The following is a 19,166-nucleotide window of genomic DNA, read 5'->3' as shown; positions in this document are numbered from 1 at the left end:
AAAGGAGTCAGCCTAGCATCCAGTCGACCGCGGCGCGGGCCTGCAGCTCGGTGGAGTCGAAAAGCGGGACAGCCGCCGCCGCACCGGCCGGCAGCAACAGCCCCAGTTCTGTGCATCCGAGGATGACCGCCTGCGCGCCGCGATCGGCGAGTCGCCCTACCGCGTCGCGCAGCCATTCGCGCGACGCCGCCTCGAATCGGCCGCGGCAGAGTTCCTCGTAGATCAGCCGGTGCACCTCCGCGCGCCCGGCCTCGTCGGGCGTGATGGCCTCGATGCCGTGGCGCTGCCAGAGGCGCTCGCGGTAGAACGCCTGCTCCATCGTGAAGCGTGTGGCCAGCAGGCCGGCGCGCTTCACGCCGGCAGCGCGCAGGGCATCGGCAGTGCTGTCGACAATGTGCAGCACCGGCAACCCGGCGGCCTGCTCGACCTCGGCGGCCACGCGGTGCATGGTGTTGGTGGCGATCAGCAGCGCCTCGGCGCCGGCGCGCCGCAAGCCGGCCGCGGCCTCGCCGAGCACGCGAGCGGCGCCGGCCCAGTCACCGGCCGCCTGCTGAGCTGCGATGGGTGCGAAGTCGACGCTGTGCAGCACAAGCTGCGCGCTGTGCAAACCGCCCAGGCGCGCAGCCACGTCCCGGTTGATCAGGGCATACAGATGCTGGGTGGATTCCCAGCTCATGCCGCCCAGGATGCCGAGTGTCTTCATGCCGGCTGCCCCACAGCGCTCCCCTGCGCCCAGCCGGTGCGCCGACGCACCGGCTGGGGCGCAGGCTGCAACAGCTGGAAGGCCGCCTGCGGCCAGGCTTCGACCACGACCGCCTCGCCCGGCGCCAGCGTCAGGCCTTCGCCGGCCTGCAGCCAGTGGTCGCCCGTGCGCCCGGTCACGGTGAGCCACAGGCGCCCCCGCGTGACGACGAGCCGCCGTGGCAGCCGGGCCGGGGCCAGGGTCAGCGCCTGACCGGGCGCCAGGCAGGTGAGAAAGCGATCGGGCATGGCGGTCTCCTTCAGTGAATCGGTTGTCGCTTGCCCCACCACACCACGGCCAGCACCGCAAGGGCGAACACGACGGTCATGGCATCCAGGTGTTCTCCCAGCAGCGGCACCGCGAACAGCATGGACAGGAAAGGCTGCAGCACCTGCACCTGGCTCACGCGCAAGGTGCCGCCCAAGGCCAGCCCGCGATACCAGGCGAAGAAGCCGATCCACATCGACACGAGCGACACATAGGCAAAGCCCAGCCAGGCCGAGGCCGCCACCGGCGCGGCCGGGCGGGTCAGCACGGCCAGGGGCAGCGTGACGGGCAGGCTGATCACCAGCACCCAGCAGATGACCTGCTCGGCCGTCAGCCCGGTCGACAGCCGTGCCCCGCTGACATAACCGGCCGACGCGCACAGCACCGCACCGAGCAACAGGCCGTCGGCCAGCTCCAGTGCCCCGGCGCCGCGCCAGGCCGCGAAGCCGACGACCAGGCCCAGCCCCGCCAGCGCGCAGGTCCAGAAGCCCGCGCTCGGCCGCTGCCGCAGCACGAGGGCCGCGATCACGGCCGTGGCCAGCGGCAGCACGCCCGAGATGACCGAGGCATGCACCGCATCCACATGCCGCACCGCCAGCCCCAGCAGCAGCGGCCAGCCGAACACGACGCCAGCGGCCGTGAACGCCAGCAGCCGCCATTCGCGGCCCTGCGGCCGTCGCGCCCGCGTCAACGCGAGGTAGGCCAGCGACAGCCCGCCTGCCACCGCCGCGCGACCCAAGGCCACGAAGGCCGGGGCCAGCTGTGGCGCCTCGGCGCTGCCGCCAGCCAACCGCGTCATCGGGATGCTGAGCGCGAACATCACGACGCCCGCCAGCCCCAGCAGCAGGCCGCGGGTGGCATCGGTGGCGGTGGGGGTGGAGGCAAGGCGGGACATGGCAGCAGTCTGGCGCACACGACCAGTACAGACCCAGTACAGTCAGCCAACCACACCCCGAATCTGTACTGCCATGTCGACCGGTACACCGACCCCGCTGCTTCGCGGCGCCAGCCTGCCGCTGGCCGAGCAACTCGCTCAGCGCTACGCCCAGCGCATCCGCGAGCGGCTGCTGGCGCCGGGCGCCCGGCTGCCCTCGGTGCGCGACTGCGCCCGCCAGCACGGCGTGAGCCCGCACACCGTGGTCGCGGCCTACGACCAGCTCCAGGCGGCGGGGATGGTCGAGGCCCGCAGCCAGCGTGGCTTCTTCGTGCGCGAGACCCGGCCTGCCGCACGCGCCCCCGCAGCGCCCACGCCGCCCGTCACCCGCCAGGCACCGATGGACGCCACGGCCCTCATCCGCGGCATGTTCGAGGCCGACGCCGCTCGCTCCCCGGGCCTGGGCACCCTGCCCGCCGACTGGCTGGACGCACCGCTGCTGCAGTCCGCCTTGCGCCGCCTGAACACCGGTGACGCCCAGGCGGTGCAGGTCAGCTACGGCGACCCCAGCGGCGACTTGCGGCTGCGCCATGCGCTGGTGCAGCGCCTGGGTGACCTGGGCGTGCACACCCGCGCGGAGCAACTGCTCACCACCCACGGCGCCACGCATGCGCTGGACCTGATCATCCGCACCCAGCTGCAGCCGGGCGACGCCGTGCTGATCGACGACCCCGGCTGGGCGGTCATGTTCGCCCGGCTGACCCAGGCCGGCATCCGCCTGCTGCCCGTACCACGGGCCCGCCAGGGCGCGCCGGGGCCGGACCTGGATGTGCTCGCCCGCCTCGCCGCCGAGCACGCCCCGCGGGCCTACCTGACCGTCTCGGTGCTGCACAACCCCACCGGCCACAGCATCAACCTCGCCACGGCCCACCGGCTGTTGCGGCTGGCGGATGAGCACGACTTCTTCATCGTCGAAGACGACAGCTACGGCTTCCTGGCGCCCGAGCACCTGCCCCGGCTGGCGGCGCTGGACGGGCTGCGGCGGGTCATCTACGTCAGCGGCTTCTCCAAGGTGCTGACGCCGGCGTGGCGGGTGGGCTACCTCGCGGCATCGCCCGAACGACTCCATGCGCTGACCGACACCAAGCTGCTGGACGGCCTGACCAGCTCACCCGTCATGGAACGCGCCGTGGCCCTGTGCCTGGAGCAGGGCCGGCTGCGCCGCCATGCACAGCGGCTGCGCGAACGGCTGGCGCAGGCCCGGCAAAGGGTGTCGGCGCTGGCCTCGCGGCACGGCTTTGCCTGGGGTGCGCCGCCGGACGGGCTGTTCGGCTGGCTGGACGTGGGCGTAGACACCGAGCGCATCGCCCAGCCTCTGCTGGACGCCGGCTGGCTGACCGCGCCGGGAGCGCTGTTCAGCGTCACACGCGAGCCCGGCTCGCTGATGCGCATCAACATGGCCACATCACAGGACCCGGCCTTCTGGCGGCAGCTTCGCGCCTGCGCGGACGACCTCCGCAGACCCGCGATGAGTTGCTAGGTTGCACCCCCCTCATTCGCGGGGAAAAGCACTGGCGGACCGGCGCCATGGCGAGTCCACTGACATCTCGGTTAACGCCAGGGAGCGTCTCATGCTTGCTACTGCATCTTCCGTCCGCCGGCGGCTCACGGCCTTCACTGGCGCCCTGCTCGCCTGCTGCGCCCTGTCGGCGCATGCCGACTTCCAGAGCAGCATCACGGTGAGCCTGATCTCGCCAGGCGGCATCAGCAACATCCCCGGTGGTGGACCACCGATCAATGCGGTGCAGATCGTGAGCCCCCTGAATTTCGGAACGGGCATCACCTATGCCGGCGGCGGCGCCGTTGGCACCTGGCTGCTGGACAACGAATCCATCACCTTCTCCGGCGACACCATCCGCGTGCGCAGCTATGCCGGCGACAGCAACAGCGCCGGCGCCAGCATCACGGGCTTTCTCGGCTTCGGCGGCGAGCATGCGCGTTATGTCTTCGACGGGCTGAGCATCGCCGGCAAGACGATCGTGGGACTGAGCGTCACGACCTTCGACGACTTCCTGACCAGTGGCGTCAGCGGACTGGCGAGCTCGGTCTCGGCGGCCAGCCTCGTGCAGCTGGTCGACGCCGACACGGTGAGCCTCTACCTCGATGACATCGTGTTCGCCGACCGGGGCGTCAACATCGGCAACAGCGAGGATCACGCGGACTTTCTGATCACGCTCATCACCCGTGACGCCGAGACCCCGCCCGGCAACAACGACGTCCCCGAGCCCGCCACGCTGGCGCTGTTGATGGCTGCCGCCCTGGGCGCCGGCACGGCACGGCGCCGTCGTGGCTGAAGGCGCGCTGACGCTGGCGGACTTCCAGCCCCACGTCGGCAGTTGCTTCTGGCTCCAGCGCGACGGCGAGCCGCCGATCGCCACGGCGCTCGTCGCAGTCAGGGCCGCCACGGCAGGCAGCACACGCCCGCGCGCCCCGTTCAGCCTTGCCTTCGACGCGCCCGCCGAACCGCAGCTCGCCCAGCGCATCTATCGGTTGGCCCATGCCGAGCTGGGCGCGCTGGACATCTTTCTCGTGCCGGTGGCCCGATCAGCCACCGGCATGACCTACGAAGCCGTCTTTGGCTAGCGCACGACCGCGCGGCGCATCCTGCCCCAGGAGGTGTTCATGTCGGATCCATACCTCGGCGAACTGAGACTGATGAGCTTCGCCACCCCGCCCAAAGGCTGGGCGCTGTGCAACGGGCAGACGCTGCAGATTGCACAAAACCAGGCGCTGTTCTCACTGCTGGGTACCACCTATGGTGGCAACGGCCAGACCACCTTCATGCTGCCCGACCTGCGCGGCCGCACGCCGCTGCATCCGGACTCGACGCTGCCTGCAGGTACACCGGGCGGGCAGGAGGCCGTCACGTTGAGCGCGCAGCAGATGCCGGCGCACAACCACGGGCTCAATGCCAGCAGCGAGTTCGCCGACAGCAACTCTCCGGCGGGGGCCTTGCCGGCGACCAAGGGGCGCGGCGGCATCGACCGCTATGCCCCGGCTGACAACAGCGCCAGCATGGACACCAGCGCCATCGCCCTCAATGCCGGCGGCCAGGGCCACGCCAACATGCAACCCTTCCAGACGCTCAGCTGGGCCATCGCCCTGGTGGGCGTCTTCCCGAGCCGCGACTGACGCGAGGTGACCGACATGCCTGATCCTTATGTGGGCGAGTTGCGCCTCTTTGCCGGCACCTTCGCCCCCAGCGGCTGGGCGCTGTGCCAGGGGCAGCTGGTGCCAATCTCTGAAAGCGACATGCTGTTCAACCTGATCGGCACCACCTACGGCGGCGACGGTCAGAACAACTTCGCGCTGCCGGACCTGCGTGGGCGCGTGCCGGTGCATCAGGGTCAGGGCCCCGGCCTGACACCGCGAACGATCGGGCAAAGCGGGGGCTCCGAGAGCGTGACGCTGCAGACCAGCGAGGTGCCCGTGCACACCCACACGCTGTTCGCAAGCACGGCGGCAGCCAGCGGCGGCACACCGGCCGGCCAGGTGCTCGCCACGACCACGGCGGCCACCTACGCCCCGGGTCCCGTGACATCGGCCATGGCCGCTGGCGCCATCACCAGCAGCGGTGACAACCCGCAACCGCACGAAAACATGGCACCGACGGTGACCCTCAACTACATCATTTCGCTGTACGGGATCTACCCCTCACCGAACTGAGGAGACTGGCATGTCAGACCCTTTCATCGCGGAGATCCGCGTCATGCCCTACAACTTCGCCCCACGGGGCTGGGCGAGTTGCGACGGCCAGTTGATGCCCATTGCCCAGAACACGGCGCTCTTCTCGTTGATCGGTATCTATTTCGGCGGCAATGGCACATCCAACTTCGCCCTGCCCGACCTGCGCGGGAACTTCGCCATGGGCACTGGCCAAGGCCCGGGCCTGAGTGAGCGCGTGCTGGGCGAGGCGGTCGGCGCCGCCTCGGTCACGCTGCTGCCCCAGGAGATGCCCAGCCACACGCACGGCCTGCAAGCGGGCGGCTCGCCCGCCGCCACCAGCCCGGCGGCGGCCCTCATGTCGACCACCGCCTCCGGCAATGCGTACCGGGCAGGTGGCGCCACCACGCCGATGGCGCCCTCCTCGGTCGGGCCCACCGGCGCGAGCCTGCCCCATGAGAACCGTCAGCCTTTCCTCGCCGTGCCGTTCTGCATCGCGCTGCAGGGCAGCTTCCCGTCACGCGGCTGAAGGCGCCAACGGTCGGGCCTGTGCACTATCGGCTGCGCCCCGCCTCACCGGCTGACGAGCCCTGGCAGCTCGCCATCTACGCCAGCGTGCGGGCGGATGAACTGGCCGCTCTCGGCTGGCCTGCAGACGACCGCGATGCCTTCATCGCCCTGCAGCACCGCGCCCAGCAGCAGCACTACCGGCAGCACTTCCCGCAGGCGGCCTGTGACCTGATCCTCGTCAACGACGCGGTGGCCGGCCGGCTCTGGGTCGACAGCCGGCCCGACCGGCTGCACATCCTGGACATCGCGCTGCTGCCGGCCTTCCGCGCGCAGGGTCTGGGCACTCGGTGCCTGCGCACGCTGGCGGCGCAGGCAGCCGCCAGCGGCAGGCACCTGAGCATCCAGGTCGAGGTGCACAACCCCGCACGGCGGCTCTACGAACGGCTGGGTTTTGCTGCCGAAGGCGAGGTCCAGGGCTTGTACCAAGCAATGCTCTGGCCGGTGGGCGGCAAGGCCGCCCGCGACGGCCCGCCCTGGGGAAGGCCTGCACCAATCCGGCCCTGATACGGGGGAACCCTGAGGGGGCGGGCGGAGGCCTTCAACAGCTCCGACCGCCGGGCCGAAAAACCCGCGAAAAATTCTCGGTCACACAGCCTGCGCTCAGGCAGTGGCGCCGAGGCTGCCGCACAATCCGCGCCGCCCGGGGCCGCCCCGCCTGCGGCTCCTGAACGTGCCCATGAGCGATCCCTTGAAATTCCTCGTTGTCGACGCCCTGGCCGGCGTCCAGACCTTCGCCCGGCAGCTGCTGCAGGGCTACGGCTTCTCCACGGCGTCCATCCTGTGCTGCGCGAACACGGACGAAGCCCTGGCCCAGGGCCTGCTGTTCAAGCCCGACTTCCTGATCACCGACTGGTTCCCCAAGGCCGACCTCACGGGCCCGGCGCTGTTCCAGCGGCTCAAGCAGGACTGCTGCCCGAAGCTGCGCCTGGCGCTGATGAGCTTCGAGGTCACGCCCACCCACGAGGCCCAGGCCCGCGAACTCGGCTCGCACTTCCTGCTGAAAAAGCCCTTCACGGCTGAAGAGCTCAAGACCACCATGGGCCGCGCGCTCGAAGGTCTGGCCAAGGACAACCCGTCGCTGCACCAGCGCCTGTCCAGCACCATGCGCACCGCCCAGCCGCGCGGCGACATGCCGCGCGTGGCCGTGCCGGTGCTGCCGATCGAGCCCATCATCAAGCAGGGTGACCGGGTGCGCTACCAGGGCGCCATCCACGAGGCGCAGTACGTGGTGCACCGCCACGGCGAAACCGTGGTGCAGCTCAAGGGTCAGGCCGGCTTCGTGCCGGTGAGCAAGCTGCAGCCGGCCTGAACTCAGAAGCCGCCGAAGGCGATCAAGCCGATCAGCAGCGGATAGGGCAGCGCCACGGTCGGCCGCAGCGCGCTTTTCAGGTACTGCGCCACCAGTGCCAGGCCGCGCGGGCGGCGAGCAAGCCAGTCGCTGTGCAGCTGCATCGGCACGGCGCCCTGCCCTTCGCTGGCGTCCGCGCGCAAGCCCGCCTCAATCGCCAGCAGACGCTCACCCAGCCGCGCCTGGAAGGTCTTGAGCACCGCCTCCTGCAGCCACAGCAGCGCCAGCAGCAGCATGGCCAGCGTGTTGTCAGGCACCAAGACCGTGGCGGCGAAAGCCACCAGCTTCACGCCCAGGGCCAGGCCTTCATAGCGCTCGTGCTGGCCTTGCAGCGCGAGCCACTCCTGCTGCAGCCCGGCGCTCATTTGGCCTCCAGCGTTTCCCAGCGCTCCAGGAGCACCAGCAATTCCTCATCCACCTGCGCAGCGCGCTCGGTCACGGCCTGGATGCGGGCGGCGCCCTGGGTGTAGAGCTCGGTGCCGGCGAGCAGCGCGTTGAGCTGGGTCTGCTCAGCCTCCAGCGCGGCAATCTGCTGCGGGATTTCCTCCAGCTCGCGCTGCTCCTTGTAGCTGAGCTTGCGCTTGGTCGCGACGACGGGCGCCGCGGCTGGCGCGGGCGGTGGCGAGGCCACGGCCGGTGCCGCCTGGGCCTGCAGCACCGCGGCGCGCTTGGACTGGGTCAGCCAGTCCTGCACGCTGCCTTCGTACTCGCGCCAGCGGGCGTCCCCTTCGAACACGATGGTGGACGTCACCACGTTGTCCAGAAAGCGCCGGTCGTGGCTGACGAGAAACACCGTGCCGTCGTACTCCGCCAGCAGTTCCTCCAGCAGTTCCAGCGTCTCGATGTCGAGGTCGTTGGTGGGCTCGTCCAGCACCAGCACGTTGGCGGGCCGCGCGAACAGGCGCGCCAGCAGCAGCCGGTTGCGCTCGCCACCGGACAGCGTACGCACCGGTGAATTGGCCCGCGCGGGCGAGAACAGGAAGTCGCCGAGGTAGCTCTTCACGTGCTTCCTCTGCGTGCCGATCTCGATCCATTCCGAACCCGGGCTGATGGTGTCGGCCAGGGTCGCGTCGAGGTTCAGCGTGTCGCGCATCTGGTCGAAGTAGGCGACGGTCAGGCGCGAGCCCAGGCGCACCGTGCCGCTGTCCGGCGGCAGCTCGCCGAGGATCATCCTGAGCAGCGTCGTCTTGCCCGCACCGTTGGGGCCGATCAGGCCGACCTTGTCGCCGCGCAGGATGGTGCCGGTGAATCCGCGCACGATCGCGCGGTCACCAAAGCTCTTGGACACGTCCTCCAGCTCCGCGACGATCTTGCCGCTGCTCGCCCCGGTGTCGATGTCCAGCCGCACCTTGCCTTGCACGTCGCGCCGCGCCGCATGCTGCGCCCGCATCTCCTGCAGGCGCTGCACGCGCGCCACCGAGCGGGTGCGACGAGCCTCCACGCCCTTCCTGATCCAGACCTCCTCCTGCGCCAGCAGCTTGTCGAAGCGCGCGTTGGCCAGGGCCTCGTTCTCCAGCTCGTAGGCCTTGGCCGCCTGGAAGGCCGCGAAGTTGCCCGGGTAGCCACGCAGCTGGCCACGGTCGAGCTCGACGATGCGGTTGGCCACGTTGTCCAGGAATTGGCGGTCGTGGGTGATCAGCAGCAGCGAGCCCTTGAAGTCGTTGAGTAGACCTTCCAGCCAGGCGATGGCGTCGAGGTCGAGGTGGTTGGTGGGCTCGTCCAGCAGCAACACGTCCGGTTGCGCCACCAGCGCACGGCCCAGGGCCACCCGCTTCTTCAGGCCGCCGGAGAGGCTGCCCACCAGTCGCGAGCCGTCCAGGCCCAGCCGGTGCAGGGTCTCGTCGACCCGCTGCTCCCAGTTCCAGGCACCGATGTGCTCAATGCGCTCCTGCACCCAGGCCAGGTCGTCGTTCTCGTCGTGCCGCTCGTAGCGCTCGCGCAGCGACCTGGACTCGGCCACGCCCTCGCTGACGACGTCGAAGATGGTGGCGTCACCGCGCAGCTCCGGCTCCTGCGGCACGTAGACGTTGGTGAGGCCGTGCTGCTGCTGCAGCAGGCCGTCGTCGAGCTTCTCGAGGCCGGCGAGGATCTTCAGCAGCGAGGACTTGCCCGTGCCGTTGCGGCCGATGAGGCCGACACGCTCGCCGGTTTCGAGGGCGAAGTTGGCGCCATCCAGCAGGGCGACGTGGCCGAAGGCGAGATGAGCGTTGGTGAGGGAGAGGACTGCCATCGGGGGATTGTCCCCCGAGGCTTCACGGTCGACGCGCGGGCGCTCCCGGCATGTGCTGGTCCACGGTGTCCAGCACCGCCTCGGGCGCGTCGGCTTCGGCCGGGGTCTCGTGGTCCAGCACGGCGTGCAGGCGGGCGGTGTCGAGGTCGCCGGTCCACTTGCCCACCACGACGGTCGCAATGCCGTTGCCGACCAGGTTGGTCAATGCCCGGGCCTCGGACATGAAGCGGTCGATGCCCAGGATGAGCGCCAGGCCCGCCACCGGCACATGGCCCACGGCCGACAGCGTGGCCGCCAGCACGATGAAACCGCTGCCGGTCACACCGGCGGCGCCCTTGGACGTCAGCAGCAACACACCCAGCAGGGTGAGCTGCTGGGTCAGCGTCATGGGTGTGTCGGTGGCCTGGGCGATGAAGACCGCCGCCATGGTCAGGTAGATGGAGGTGCCGTCGAGGTTGAAGGAGTAGCCCGTCGGGATGACCAGGCCGACGGTGGACTTGCGCACCCCCAGGTTCTCCAGCTTGGCCATCATGCGCGGCAGCACCGACTCGCTGGACGAGGTGCCCAGCACGATGAGCAGCTCTTCCTTGATGTACTTGATGAACTTCCAGACCGAGAAGCCGTGCAGCCGCGCGACCGTGCCCAGCACCAGGAAGATGAAGATGAGGCACGTGGCGTAGAAGGCGCCCATCAGCTTGGCCAGCGACACCAGCGAGCCCACGCCGTACTTGCCGATGGTGAAGGCCATCGCACCGAAGGCACCAATGGGGGCCACCTTCATGATCATGCCGACGATGGCGAACAGCACATGCGAGGTCTTCTCGATGCCGTCGAACACCAGCGTGCCACGGCCCCCGAAGCGGTGCAGCGCAAACCCGAACAGCACCGAGAACAGCAGCACCTGCAGCATCTCGCCCTTGGCGAAGGCATCCACCACCGAGTTCGGGATGATGGCCAGCAGGAACTCCACCGTGCCCTGCATCTTGCCGGGGCCGGTGTAGGCGGCGATGCCCTTGGTGTCGAGCGTGGCCGGATCGACATGCATGCCGGCGCCGGGCTGTGCGAGGTTGACGACGATGAGGCCCACGATGAGCGCCAGCGTCGAGACGATCTCGAAATACAGCAGCGCATAGCCGCCGGTCTTGCCGACGCGCTTCATGTCCTCCATGCCGGCGATACCCACCACCACCGTGCAGAAGATGATGGGCGCGATGATCATCTTGATCAGCTTGATGAAGCCATCGCCCAGCGGCTTGAGGGCCTCGCCCGTCTGCGGGAAGAAGTGGCCGACCAGCACGCCGATCAGGATGGCCGTGACGACCTGGACGTAGAGCGACTTGTAAAGGGGCTGGCGCCCGGCGGGGGTGGCTGACATGCGCGTCTCCTGCGGCCCTTCGAGCGGGGCCAGCGCGGCAGCTTAGGTGCGAGGGACGCGACGATTCATGTGGCTTCCCACATGAATTGCAACCGCCTCGGGCCTAGCCCAGCAGCTCGCGGGCGTGATGCCGCAAGTGGTCGTCAATGAAGCTCGCGATGAAGTAGTAGCCGTGGTCGTAGCCGGCGTGGCGGCGCAGGGTCAGCGGCTGGCCCACCGCGGCGCAGGCGGCCTCATAGGCCTCGGGGTGCAGCTGATCGGCGAGGAACTTGTCGGCCAGGCCCTGGTCCACGAGGATGCCGCCCGGGTAGGGGGCTGCCGCCTGCTTGGCCATCAGCGCGCTTGCATCGTGGGCGGCCCAGGTGCTGCGGTCGTCACCCAGATAGCCGCTGAAGGCCTTCTCGCCCCAGGGGCAGCGTGTCGGCGCGGCGATCGGTGCAAAGGCCGACAGCGACTGAAAGCGCCCCGGGTGGCGCAGTGCCAGCGTCAGCGCACCATGCCCGCCCATCGAGTGGCCGAAGAGGCCGACGCGTGCCAGCCCCGTCTCGCGCTGCACCCATGGCAGCAGCTCCTTCATCAGATAGCTTTCCATGCGCCAATGCTTGGCCCAGGGCTCGCGTGCGGCGTCCAGGTAGAAGCCTGCGCCGACGCCGAAATCCCAGCTGTCGCCCTCACCCGGCACCTGCGCGCCGCGCGGGCTGGTGTCGGGCATGAGCAGCGCCAGCCCCAGCTCAGCCGCCAGACGCTGGGCGCCCGCCTTGATGGTGAAGGTCTCTTCGGTGCAGGTCAGGCCCGCAAGGAAGACAAGCAAGGCCCGGGGCTCGGGCGGCGTGAAGAGGGCGAACTTCATCGGCAGGCCGATCTCGGCCGAGTCATGCTGATGAAAGCGCTGGGTGCCGCCAAAGCAGCGGTGTTCGTTCAAGGTCTGCATGGCGTGAGTGTGGCCGCAGAATGGCTGCAATGACGCAATTCCAGACCTATCTCGTCGGCGGCGCCGTGCGTGACCGCCTGCTTGGGCTGCCAGTGCAGGACCGCGACTGGGTGGTCGTGGGCGCCTCGCCGGCCGACCTGCTGGCGGCCGGCTACCAGCCCGTAGGCAAGGACTTCCCGGTCTTCCTGCATCCCCGCACCCATGAGGAAGTGGCCCTCGCGCGCACCGAGCGCAAGACGGCGGCGGGCTATCACGGCTTTGCCTTCCATACGGCGCCCGACGTGACGCTGGAGCAGGACCTGGCGCGGCGCGACCTGACCATCAATGCGATGGCCGAGGATGAACACGGCCAGGTGATCGACCCCTACGGCGGCCAGCGCGATCTGGCCGACCGGGTGCTGCGCCATGTGTCGCCTGCCTTTGCCGAAGACCCGGTGCGCATCCTGCGGCTGGCCCGTTTCGCGGCGCGGTTTGCCGACTTCCGCGTGGCGCCCGAGACCGTGGCGCTGATGCGCGAGATGGTGGCGGCCGGCGAAGTCGACGCGTTGGTGGCTGAGCGCGTGTGGCAGGAGCTCTCCCGGGGGCTGATGGAGCGCCGGCCCTCACGGATGTTCGAGGTGCTGCGCGATGCCGGCGCCTTGCAGAAGCTGCTGCCCGAGGTGGAGGCCCTCTTCGGCGTGCCGCAGCCCGAAGCCCACCATCCTGAGATCGACACGGGCGTTCACCTGCTGATGGTGCTGGACCAATGCGCACGCCTGGGCGCCCCGCTGACCGTGCGTTATGCCTGCCTGTGCCACGACCTGGGCAAGGGCACCACGCGGCCGGAAGAATGGCCTCGCCATATCGCCCACGAGGTGCGCAGCGAGAAGCTCGCCCGCGGCGTGAGCGCACGCTGGAAGGTGCCGAGCGACTGCCGCGAACTCGCCGAGCTGGTGGCGCGCGAGCACACGCATGTGCACCAGAGCGGGACCTTCAGCGCCGAGGCGCGGCTGCGCCTGCTGGAACGGTGCGACGCCTGGCGGCGGCCCGAGCGTTTTGCTGAACTGTTGCTGGCGTGTGAATGCGATGCCCGCGGCCGGCTCGGGCTCGAGGACCGCGACTACCCGCAACGCAAGCAATTGCTGGCCGACCTGCGCGCAACCCAGGCGGTCGATCTCGCCGCCACGAGTGCGGCCGCGATCGCGCGCGGCGCCACCGGCCCGGCCATCGGCGCGGCGGTCAGACAGGCGCGCCTGCAGGCTTTGCGTTCGTTCACCGACGCGGCTTGACGCTTCTCGCTACAGTCGGCGGCTTTGCCGGCGCCAGCCGGCGACGTGCGAATCAGATCGAGGCCGGCATGAAGGCAGTCAACAGGAATCAGGCGAAGGCAGCAGCATGGGTGCTGATGCTGGGCGCAGCAGGGATGGCACTGACGGGCTGCGGAGGTGGCGACACCAAGGCCGCACCCGCGGCGCCCCCACCGCCGGAAGTGGGCGTGGTCACGGCCACGCCGGGCCGTGCCGACCTGACGACCGAACTGCCCGGTCGGCTGGAAGCCTTCCGCGTGGCGCAGGTGCGCGCGCGGGCTGCCGGCATCCTGCAAAAGCGCCTCTTCACCGAGGGTTCGGACGTGAAGGCCGGCCAGGCCCTGTTCGAGATCGACGCCGCCCCCTACCGCGCCACGCTCGCCAGCGCCCAGGCCCAGCTCGCCCGGGCTGAAGCCAACCTGGTCCAGGCCCAGGCCTTGGCCGACCGCTACGCGCCCCTGGCCAAGACCCAAGCCGTGAGCCAGCAGGAAGCCCTGAACGCCCAGGCCGCCGCCAAGCAGGCGGCCGCGGACGTCCAGGCCGGCAAGGCCGCGGTGCAGACGGCCCAGATCAATCTCGGCTACGCGAGCGTCACCTCGCCGATTGCCGGCCGCATCGGCCGCGCCCTCGTCACCGAAGGTGCGCTGGTCGGCCAGGGCGAGGCCACCCCGCTGGCGGTGGTGCAGCAGATCGACAAGCTCTACGTGAACTTCACCCAGTCGGCCGGCGAGGTCATGCGGCTGCGCGCGGCGCTGGCCGGCGGCCAGCTGCAGCGCGCCGCCGGCAAGGAGGCCGCCGAGGTGCAGGTGGTGTTGGAGGACGGCAGCATCTACGCCCAGAAGGGCCGGCTGCTGTTCAGCGACCTGAGCGTGGACCCGGCCACCGGCCAGATCACGCTGCGTGCCGAACTGCCCAATCCGCAGGGTCAGCTCTTGCCCGGCCTGTATGTGCGCGTGCGCCTGGCCCAGGCCGAAGTGGCCGACGGCATCTGGCTGCCGCAGCAGGCGGTGGCGCGCACCCCGCAGGGCGACACCGTGCTGGTGGTGGCCGAGGACGGCAGCGTCAGCGCCCGCCCGGTCAAGCTCGGTCCGCCGCGCACCGGCCAGGCGCTGGTGCTGTCCGGCCTGAAGCCGGGCGAGAAGGTCATCGTCGACGGCCTGCAGAAGACCCGCGCCGGCGGCAAGGCACGGCCGGTGGCCTGGACACCACCAGGCGCCGCGTCAGCCGCACCCGCCGCACCGGCAGCCCCTGCCGCTTCGGCCGCCTCCAAGGCCTGACACCGCCATGGCGCAGTTCTTCATCAACCGACCCATCTTCGCGTGGGTTATCGCCCTGTTCATCACGGTCATCGGCGGCGTGGCGGTCACGCAGCTGCCGATTGCGCAGTACCCGCCGGTGGCGCCGCCGTCCATCGTGCTGTCGGTCACCTACCCTGGCGCCTCGGCGCAGACGCTGGAGGATTCGGTCATCAGCGTCATCGAACGCGAGATGAACGGCTCTCCCGGCCTCATCTACATGGAAGCGGTGGCCCAGGCCGATGGCACCGGCTCCATCACGCTGAGCTACGACCCGTCCACCAACCCCGACCTGGCGCAGGTGGACGTGCAGAACCGCTACGCCCGCGCCCAGCCGCGGCTGCCGCAGGCGGTCATCCAGCAGGGTGTGCGGGTGGACAAGGCCAACCCCAACTTCCTGCTCTTCATCATCCTGTCGAGCAACAACCCGAACTTCGACCCGATCGCGCTGGGCGACTACGCCTCGCGCACCGTGCTGCCCGAAATCCAGCGGGTGCCCGGCGTGGGCCAAGGCCTGCTGTTCGGCACCGAGCGCGCGATGCGCATCTGGCTGGACCCGGCCAAGCTGGTGGGCTACCGCCTGCAACCCTCGGACGTGAACACCGCCATCCAGGCGCAGAACGCCCAGGTCAGCTCAGGCTCCATCGGTGACCTGCCCAATGTGCCGGGCCAGCCGATCGCGGCCACGGTCGTGGTGCGCGGCCAGCTGTCCAGCCCCGAGCAGTTCGGCAACATCGTGCTGCGCGCCAATGCCGACGGCTCGACCGTGCGGCTGCGGGATGTCGCCCGCATCGAGCTGGGGGCCGACAGCTACACCGGCCGCTCCACGCGCCTGAACGGCACGCCGTCGGTGGGTGTGGGCGTGCAGCTCGCACCGTCGGCCAATGCGCTGCAGACGGCCAAGCTGATCAAGCAGCGTCTGAAAGAACTGCAGCCTTACTTCCCGGCCGGCGTGAAGGCCGACATCCCCTACGACAGCTCGCTGTTCATCGACATCTCCATCTCGCAGGTGGTGGAGACGCTGATCGAAGCGGTGGTGCTGGTGTTCGTGGTGATGTTCCTGTTCCTGCAGAACATCCGCTACACCCTCATCCCGACGCTGGTGGTGCCGATCGCCATGCTGGGCAGCTTCGCCACGCTGCTGGCGCTGGGCTTCTCGATCAACGTGCTGACGATGTTCGGCATGGTACTGGTGATCGGCATCGTGGTGGACGACGCCATCGTGGTGGTGGAGAACGTCGAACGCATCATGAGCGAGGAGGGGCTGTCGCCGCTGCAGGCCACGCGCAAGGCCATGGGCCAGATCTCGGGCGCCATCATCGGCGTGACCGTGGTGCTGATCTCGGTGTTCGTGCCGCTGGCCTTCTTCAGCGGCAGCATCGGCAACATCTACCGCCAGTTCTCGGCGGTGATGGTGTCGGCCATCGCGTTCTCGGCCTTCCTCGCGCTGTCGCTGACGCCCGCACTGTGCGCCACACTGCTCAAGCCGGTCGAGGCCGGCCACCATGTCGAGAAGCGCGGCTTCTTCGGCTGGTTCAACCGCAGCTTCGCGCGCACCGCCAAGGGCTACGAAGGCTGGGTGGCGCGGCTGCTGAACCGCAGCCTGCGCATGCTGGTGATCTACGCCGCCGTCATCGCCGCGGCCGTGCTGATCTTCCAGAAGCTGCCCACCTCCTTCGTGCCCAACGAGGACCAGGGCAACATCCTCGTGAACGTGCAGCTGCCCCCGGGCGCCACACAGGCGCGCACGCTGGAGGTCATGAAGCAGACCGAAGCCTTCATGCTCAAGCAGCCCGAGGTGGACAGCATGGTCAGCGTGGTGGGCTTCAGCTTCTCGGGCTCGGGGCAGAACGCGGGCCTGGCCTTCGTCACGCTCAAGCCCTGGGATGAACGCCATGGGCCCGAGCACTCGGCCCAGGCGCTGGTGGGCCGCGCCTTCCCGGCCCTGGGCAAGATCCGCGATGCCGTGATCTTCCCGACCAGCCCGCCGCCCATCCGCGACCTCGGCCGCGCGAACGGCTTCGCCTTCCGCCTGCAGGACCGCAGCGGCACCCACACCCGCGCCGAGCTGCTGGCCGCGCGCAACCAGCTGCTGGCCGCGGCCGCCAAGAGCCCGCTGCTCAACGCGGTGCGCCCGGACGGCCTGGAAGACGCCGCCCAGCTGCAGCTGGACATCGACCGCGACCGCGCGCTGGCGCTGGGCGTGAACATCGGCGCGGTGAACGCGGTGCTCGGCACCTCGCTCGGGTCGAGCTATGTGAACGACTTCCCCAATGCGGGACGGCTGCAGCGCGTGATCGTGCAGGCCGACGCTCCAGCACGCATGCAACCAGAAGACCTGCTGCAGCTCAACGTGCTGAACAGCGCCGGCCAGCCGGTGCCGTTGTCGTCGTTTGCCACCAGCAAGTGGGTCACCGGCGCGATGCAGACGGTGCGCTACAACGGCTACCCGTCGATGCGCATCCAGGGCGAGCCGGCCAAGGGCGTGTCCACCGGCGCGGCCATCGCCGAGATGGAGAAGCTCGCCGCCGAGCTGCCCTCGGGCTTCGGCTTCGAGTGGACGGGCCAGTCGCGTGAAGAGAAGCTCTCCGGCTCCACCGCCCTGATCCTGTTCGCGTTCTCGCTGCTGGCCGTCTTCCTGTGCCTGGCTGCGCTGTACGAGAGCTGGAGCATCCCGTTCGCGGTGCTGCTGGTGGTGCCGCTGGGTGTGCTGGGCGTGGTGCTGGGCGCCACCTTCCGCGGGCTGGAGAACGACGTCTACTTCAAGGTCGGCATGATCACCATCATCGGCCTGTCGGCCAAGAACGCGGTGCTGATCATCGAGTTCGCGAAGGAGCTGCAGGCCCAGGGCAAGACGGCGGTGCAGGCCGTCATCGAGGCGGCGCACCTGCGCTTCCGGCCCATCCTGATGACCTCGCTGGCCTTCATCCTCGGCGTGCTGCCGCTGGTGCTGGCCAGCGGCGCCGGCTCCGCCAGCCAGCGCGCCATTGGCACCGGCGTGATGGGCGGCATGATCTCGGCCACCTTGCTGGCGGTGTTCTTCGTGCCCGTGTTCTTCGTCGTCGTGCGCAAGTTCTTCCCGGGCAGCGAGCGGCAGCGCCGCCGCGACGCCCATGAAAGCGAGGAGGGCCAGGCATGAAGACCACCCTTACCTTGACTGTGAGCCTGATCGCCACGGCCGCGCTGCTGGCCGCCTGCGCCGGCCCCGAGCCCAAGCGCCCGACCGCGCCCGAGGCCGCGCAGGCAGCCCTGCCGGCGGCGAGCTTCGCCAGCCCGGGTGGCAGCGGGCCGGCCGCCGCCGAGCTGCCCTGGGCGGAGGCCTTCCGCGGCGCGCGGCTGCAGCAGCTGATCCCGCTGGCCCTCGCCAACAACCGGGACCTGCGCGTGGCGGCGCTCAACATCGAAACCGCCCGCGCCACCGCGTCGGCCCGCGATGCTGACCTGTGGCCCACGGTCAATGCCGGCCTCAGCGGCTCGCGCACGCCCACCGCGGCGGGCGGCATCAACAGCCTCTACCAGGCCGGCCTTCAGGTGTCGGCGTATGAGCTGGACGTGTTCGGCCGCCTGCGCGGTTTGAGCGCGGCAGCGGCAGCCCAGGTGCTGGCGGCGCAGTCAGCCCAGCAGGCCGTGCGCACCGCGCTGATCGCCAGCGTGGCCAATGCCGAGATCGCGCTGCAGGCCGACGAAGCCCTGCTCAAGCTGACCCGCGACACCGTGGCCACGCGCGAACAGTCGCTCGCGCTGACCCGCCAGCGCTTTGAGGGTGGCATTGCCGGCGAGCTGGACCTGCGCTCGGCCGAGTCATCGCTGCAGGCCGCGCGCGCCGCCTTGGCACAGACCCAACGCCAGCGCGCGCTCGACGAGAACGCGCTGGTGCTGCTGGTCGGCGGCCCGCTGCCGGCCGACCTGCCGCCGCCCAGCGGCGACCTGGCCGACTTCGAGCCCCTGGCCGAGTTGCCCGCCGGCCTGCCTGCCGAGGTGCTGACCCGCCGCCCCGACATCCGCCAGGCCGAGTTCGCCCTCAGCGCGGCCGACGCCAACATCGACGCGGCCCGCGCCGCCTTCTGGCCGCGCATCACGCTGACCGGCAGCGTCGGCACGGCCAGCGGCCAGCTGTCGGGCCTGTTCAAGAACTCGGCCTGGAGCTTTGCGCCGCAGCTGGTGCAGCCGCTGTTCGACGCCGGTCGCAACCGTGCCAATCTGGCCAGCGCCCGCGCCAATCGCGACATCGCCACGGCGCAGTATGAGAAGGCTATCCAGACCGCCTTCCGCGAGGTGGCCGACGGCCTGGCCGGGCGCGCCACGCTGGCCGAGCAACGCAGCGCGCTGGCCGCCCAGGTGGAGGCCGAGACGCGCCGCCTGAGTGCCGCCGAGCAGCGCTATGCCGCCGGTGTGTCCAGCGCGCTGGACCGGCTCGATGCGCAGCGCTCGCTGTTCGCTGCACAACAGAGCCTCGTGCAGGTGCAGAGCCAGCGGGCGCAGAACCTCGTCACGCTCTACCGCGCCCTGGGCGGAGGCGGCTGAC

At 70.0% G+C, this 19,166-nt stretch carries 19 protein-coding genes; 12 read left to right on the top strand and 7 right to left on the bottom strand.

The window, feature by feature from the left end:
* Positions 1-7: 7 nt before the first annotated feature.
* Genes CDO81_RS08840 through CDO81_RS08830 form a run of 3 tightly spaced genes read right to left on the bottom strand, consistent with a single transcriptional unit; the run spans position 8 to position 1,904 of the window.
* Positions 8-703: an aspartate/glutamate racemase family protein gene (locus tag CDO81_RS08840; protein WP_088482809.1), complete on the bottom strand. Its 696-nt coding sequence runs from the start codon at positions 701-703 to the stop codon at positions 8-10.
* Complete coding sequence (locus CDO81_RS08835; RefSeq protein ID WP_088482808.1) at positions 700-990, bottom strand: DUF2917 domain-containing protein; 291 nt, start codon at positions 988-990, stop codon at positions 700-702. The genes CDO81_RS08840 and CDO81_RS08835 overlap by 4 nt, the downstream gene beginning before the upstream one ends.
* 11 nt (positions 991-1,001) lie before the next feature.
* The gene (locus tag CDO81_RS08830; RefSeq protein WP_088482807.1) at positions 1,002-1,904 is read right to left on the bottom strand and encodes a DMT family transporter; all 903 of its coding nucleotides are present in this window, start codon (positions 1,902-1,904) and stop codon (positions 1,002-1,004) included.
* A gap of 73 nt (positions 1,905-1,977) precedes the next feature.
* Here CDO81_RS08830 and CDO81_RS08825 point away from each other — a divergent pair, with 73 nt between their 5' ends.
* From CDO81_RS08825 to CDO81_RS08790, 8 genes are all read left to right on the top strand, one after another.
* Positions 1,978-3,423, top strand: coding sequence for an aminotransferase-like domain-containing protein (locus CDO81_RS08825; RefSeq protein ID WP_088482806.1), 1,446 nt, complete (start codon positions 1,978-1,980; stop codon positions 3,421-3,423).
* Between the two features lie 91 nt (positions 3,424-3,514).
* Positions 3,515-4,237, top strand: coding sequence for a PEP-CTERM sorting domain-containing protein (locus CDO81_RS08820; protein WP_088482805.1), 723 nt, complete (start codon positions 3,515-3,517; stop codon positions 4,235-4,237).
* Entirely contained in the window at positions 4,230-4,526 is a 297-nt protein-coding gene (locus CDO81_RS08815; RefSeq protein ID WP_088482804.1) for a DUF6916 family protein, read from the top strand. The genes CDO81_RS08820 and CDO81_RS08815 overlap by 8 nt, the downstream gene beginning before the upstream one ends.
* Before the next feature lie 39 nt (positions 4,527-4,565).
* Positions 4,566-5,075, top strand: a complete 510-nt coding sequence (locus CDO81_RS08810) for a phage tail protein (RefSeq protein WP_088482803.1) — start codon at positions 4,566-4,568, stop codon at positions 5,073-5,075.
* 15 nt (positions 5,076-5,090) lie between these two features.
* Entirely contained in the window at positions 5,091-5,609 is a 519-nt protein-coding gene (locus tag CDO81_RS08805) for a phage tail protein (RefSeq protein ID WP_088483042.1), read from the top strand.
* A gap of 10 nt (positions 5,610-5,619) precedes the next feature.
* The gene (locus CDO81_RS08800; RefSeq protein WP_088482802.1) at positions 5,620-6,135 is read left to right on the top strand and encodes a phage tail protein; all 516 of its coding nucleotides are present in this window, start codon (positions 5,620-5,622) and stop codon (positions 6,133-6,135) included.
* Positions 6,136-6,155: 20 nt separating this feature from the next.
* Positions 6,156-6,680: a GNAT family N-acetyltransferase gene (locus CDO81_RS08795; protein WP_088482801.1), complete on the top strand. Its 525-nt coding sequence runs from the start codon at positions 6,156-6,158 to the stop codon at positions 6,678-6,680.
* A 184-nt stretch (positions 6,681-6,864) separates the two neighbouring features.
* Complete coding sequence (locus tag CDO81_RS08790) at positions 6,865-7,485, top strand: response regulator (RefSeq protein ID WP_158218203.1); 621 nt, start codon at positions 6,865-6,867, stop codon at positions 7,483-7,485.
* A gap of 2 nt (positions 7,486-7,487) precedes the next feature.
* On the opposite strand, the gene CDO81_RS08785 is transcribed toward CDO81_RS08790, so the two are convergent.
* The 4 genes from CDO81_RS08785 to fghA all read right to left on the bottom strand — a co-directional run bounded on the left by CDO81_RS08785 (position 7,488) and on the right by fghA (position 12,060).
* Entirely contained in the window at positions 7,488-7,889 is a 402-nt protein-coding gene (locus CDO81_RS08785) for a hypothetical protein (RefSeq protein ID WP_088482799.1), read from the bottom strand.
* Positions 7,886-9,754: an ATP-binding cassette domain-containing protein gene (locus CDO81_RS08780; RefSeq protein WP_088482798.1), complete on the bottom strand. Its 1,869-nt coding sequence runs from the start codon at positions 9,752-9,754 to the stop codon at positions 7,886-7,888. Before CDO81_RS08780 ends, CDO81_RS08785 begins: the two co-directional genes overlap by 4 nt.
* Before the next feature lie 22 nt (positions 9,755-9,776).
* Entirely contained in the window at positions 9,777-11,129 is a 1,353-nt protein-coding gene (locus CDO81_RS08775; protein ID WP_088482797.1) for a dicarboxylate/amino acid:cation symporter, read from the bottom strand.
* Between the two features lie 103 nt (positions 11,130-11,232).
* Positions 11,233-12,060, bottom strand: a complete 828-nt coding sequence (fghA, locus tag CDO81_RS08770; RefSeq protein ID WP_088482796.1) for an S-formylglutathione hydrolase — start codon at positions 12,058-12,060, stop codon at positions 11,233-11,235.
* A gap of 29 nt (positions 12,061-12,089) precedes the next feature.
* Here fghA and CDO81_RS08765 point away from each other — a divergent pair, with 29 nt between their 5' ends.
* The 4 genes from CDO81_RS08765 to CDO81_RS08750 all read left to right on the top strand — a co-directional run bounded on the left by CDO81_RS08765 (position 12,090) and on the right by CDO81_RS08750 (position 19,165).
* A complete protein-coding gene (locus CDO81_RS08765; RefSeq protein ID WP_088482795.1) occupies positions 12,090-13,328 on the top strand; it encodes a multifunctional CCA addition/repair protein in 1,239 nt (412 codons plus the stop codon).
* A gap of 68 nt (positions 13,329-13,396) precedes the next feature.
* Positions 13,397-14,623, top strand: a complete 1,227-nt coding sequence (locus CDO81_RS08760; protein ID WP_088482794.1) for an efflux RND transporter periplasmic adaptor subunit — start codon at positions 13,397-13,399, stop codon at positions 14,621-14,623.
* 7 nt (positions 14,624-14,630) lie between these two features.
* Positions 14,631-17,780 (top strand): efflux RND transporter permease subunit, encoded by a 3,150-nt coding sequence (locus tag CDO81_RS08755; protein WP_088482793.1) that lies wholly within the window; start codon positions 14,631-14,633, stop codon positions 17,778-17,780.
* The gene (locus CDO81_RS08750) at positions 17,777-19,165 is read left to right on the top strand and encodes an efflux transporter outer membrane subunit (protein ID WP_088482792.1); all 1,389 of its coding nucleotides are present in this window, start codon (positions 17,777-17,779) and stop codon (positions 19,163-19,165) included. Before CDO81_RS08755 ends, CDO81_RS08750 begins: the two co-directional genes overlap by 4 nt.
* Position 19,166: the final 1 nt, after the last annotated feature.

Origin of the sequence: Roseateles puraquae (assembly GCF_002205845.1) — a bacterium.
In the GTDB taxonomy this organism is placed as follows: domain Bacteria; phylum Pseudomonadota; class Gammaproteobacteria; order Burkholderiales; family Burkholderiaceae_C; genus Pelomonas; species Pelomonas puraquae.
The sequence above is the reverse complement of the archived record's forward strand: the minus strand, read 5'-3'. Positions and strand labels throughout refer to the sequence as shown.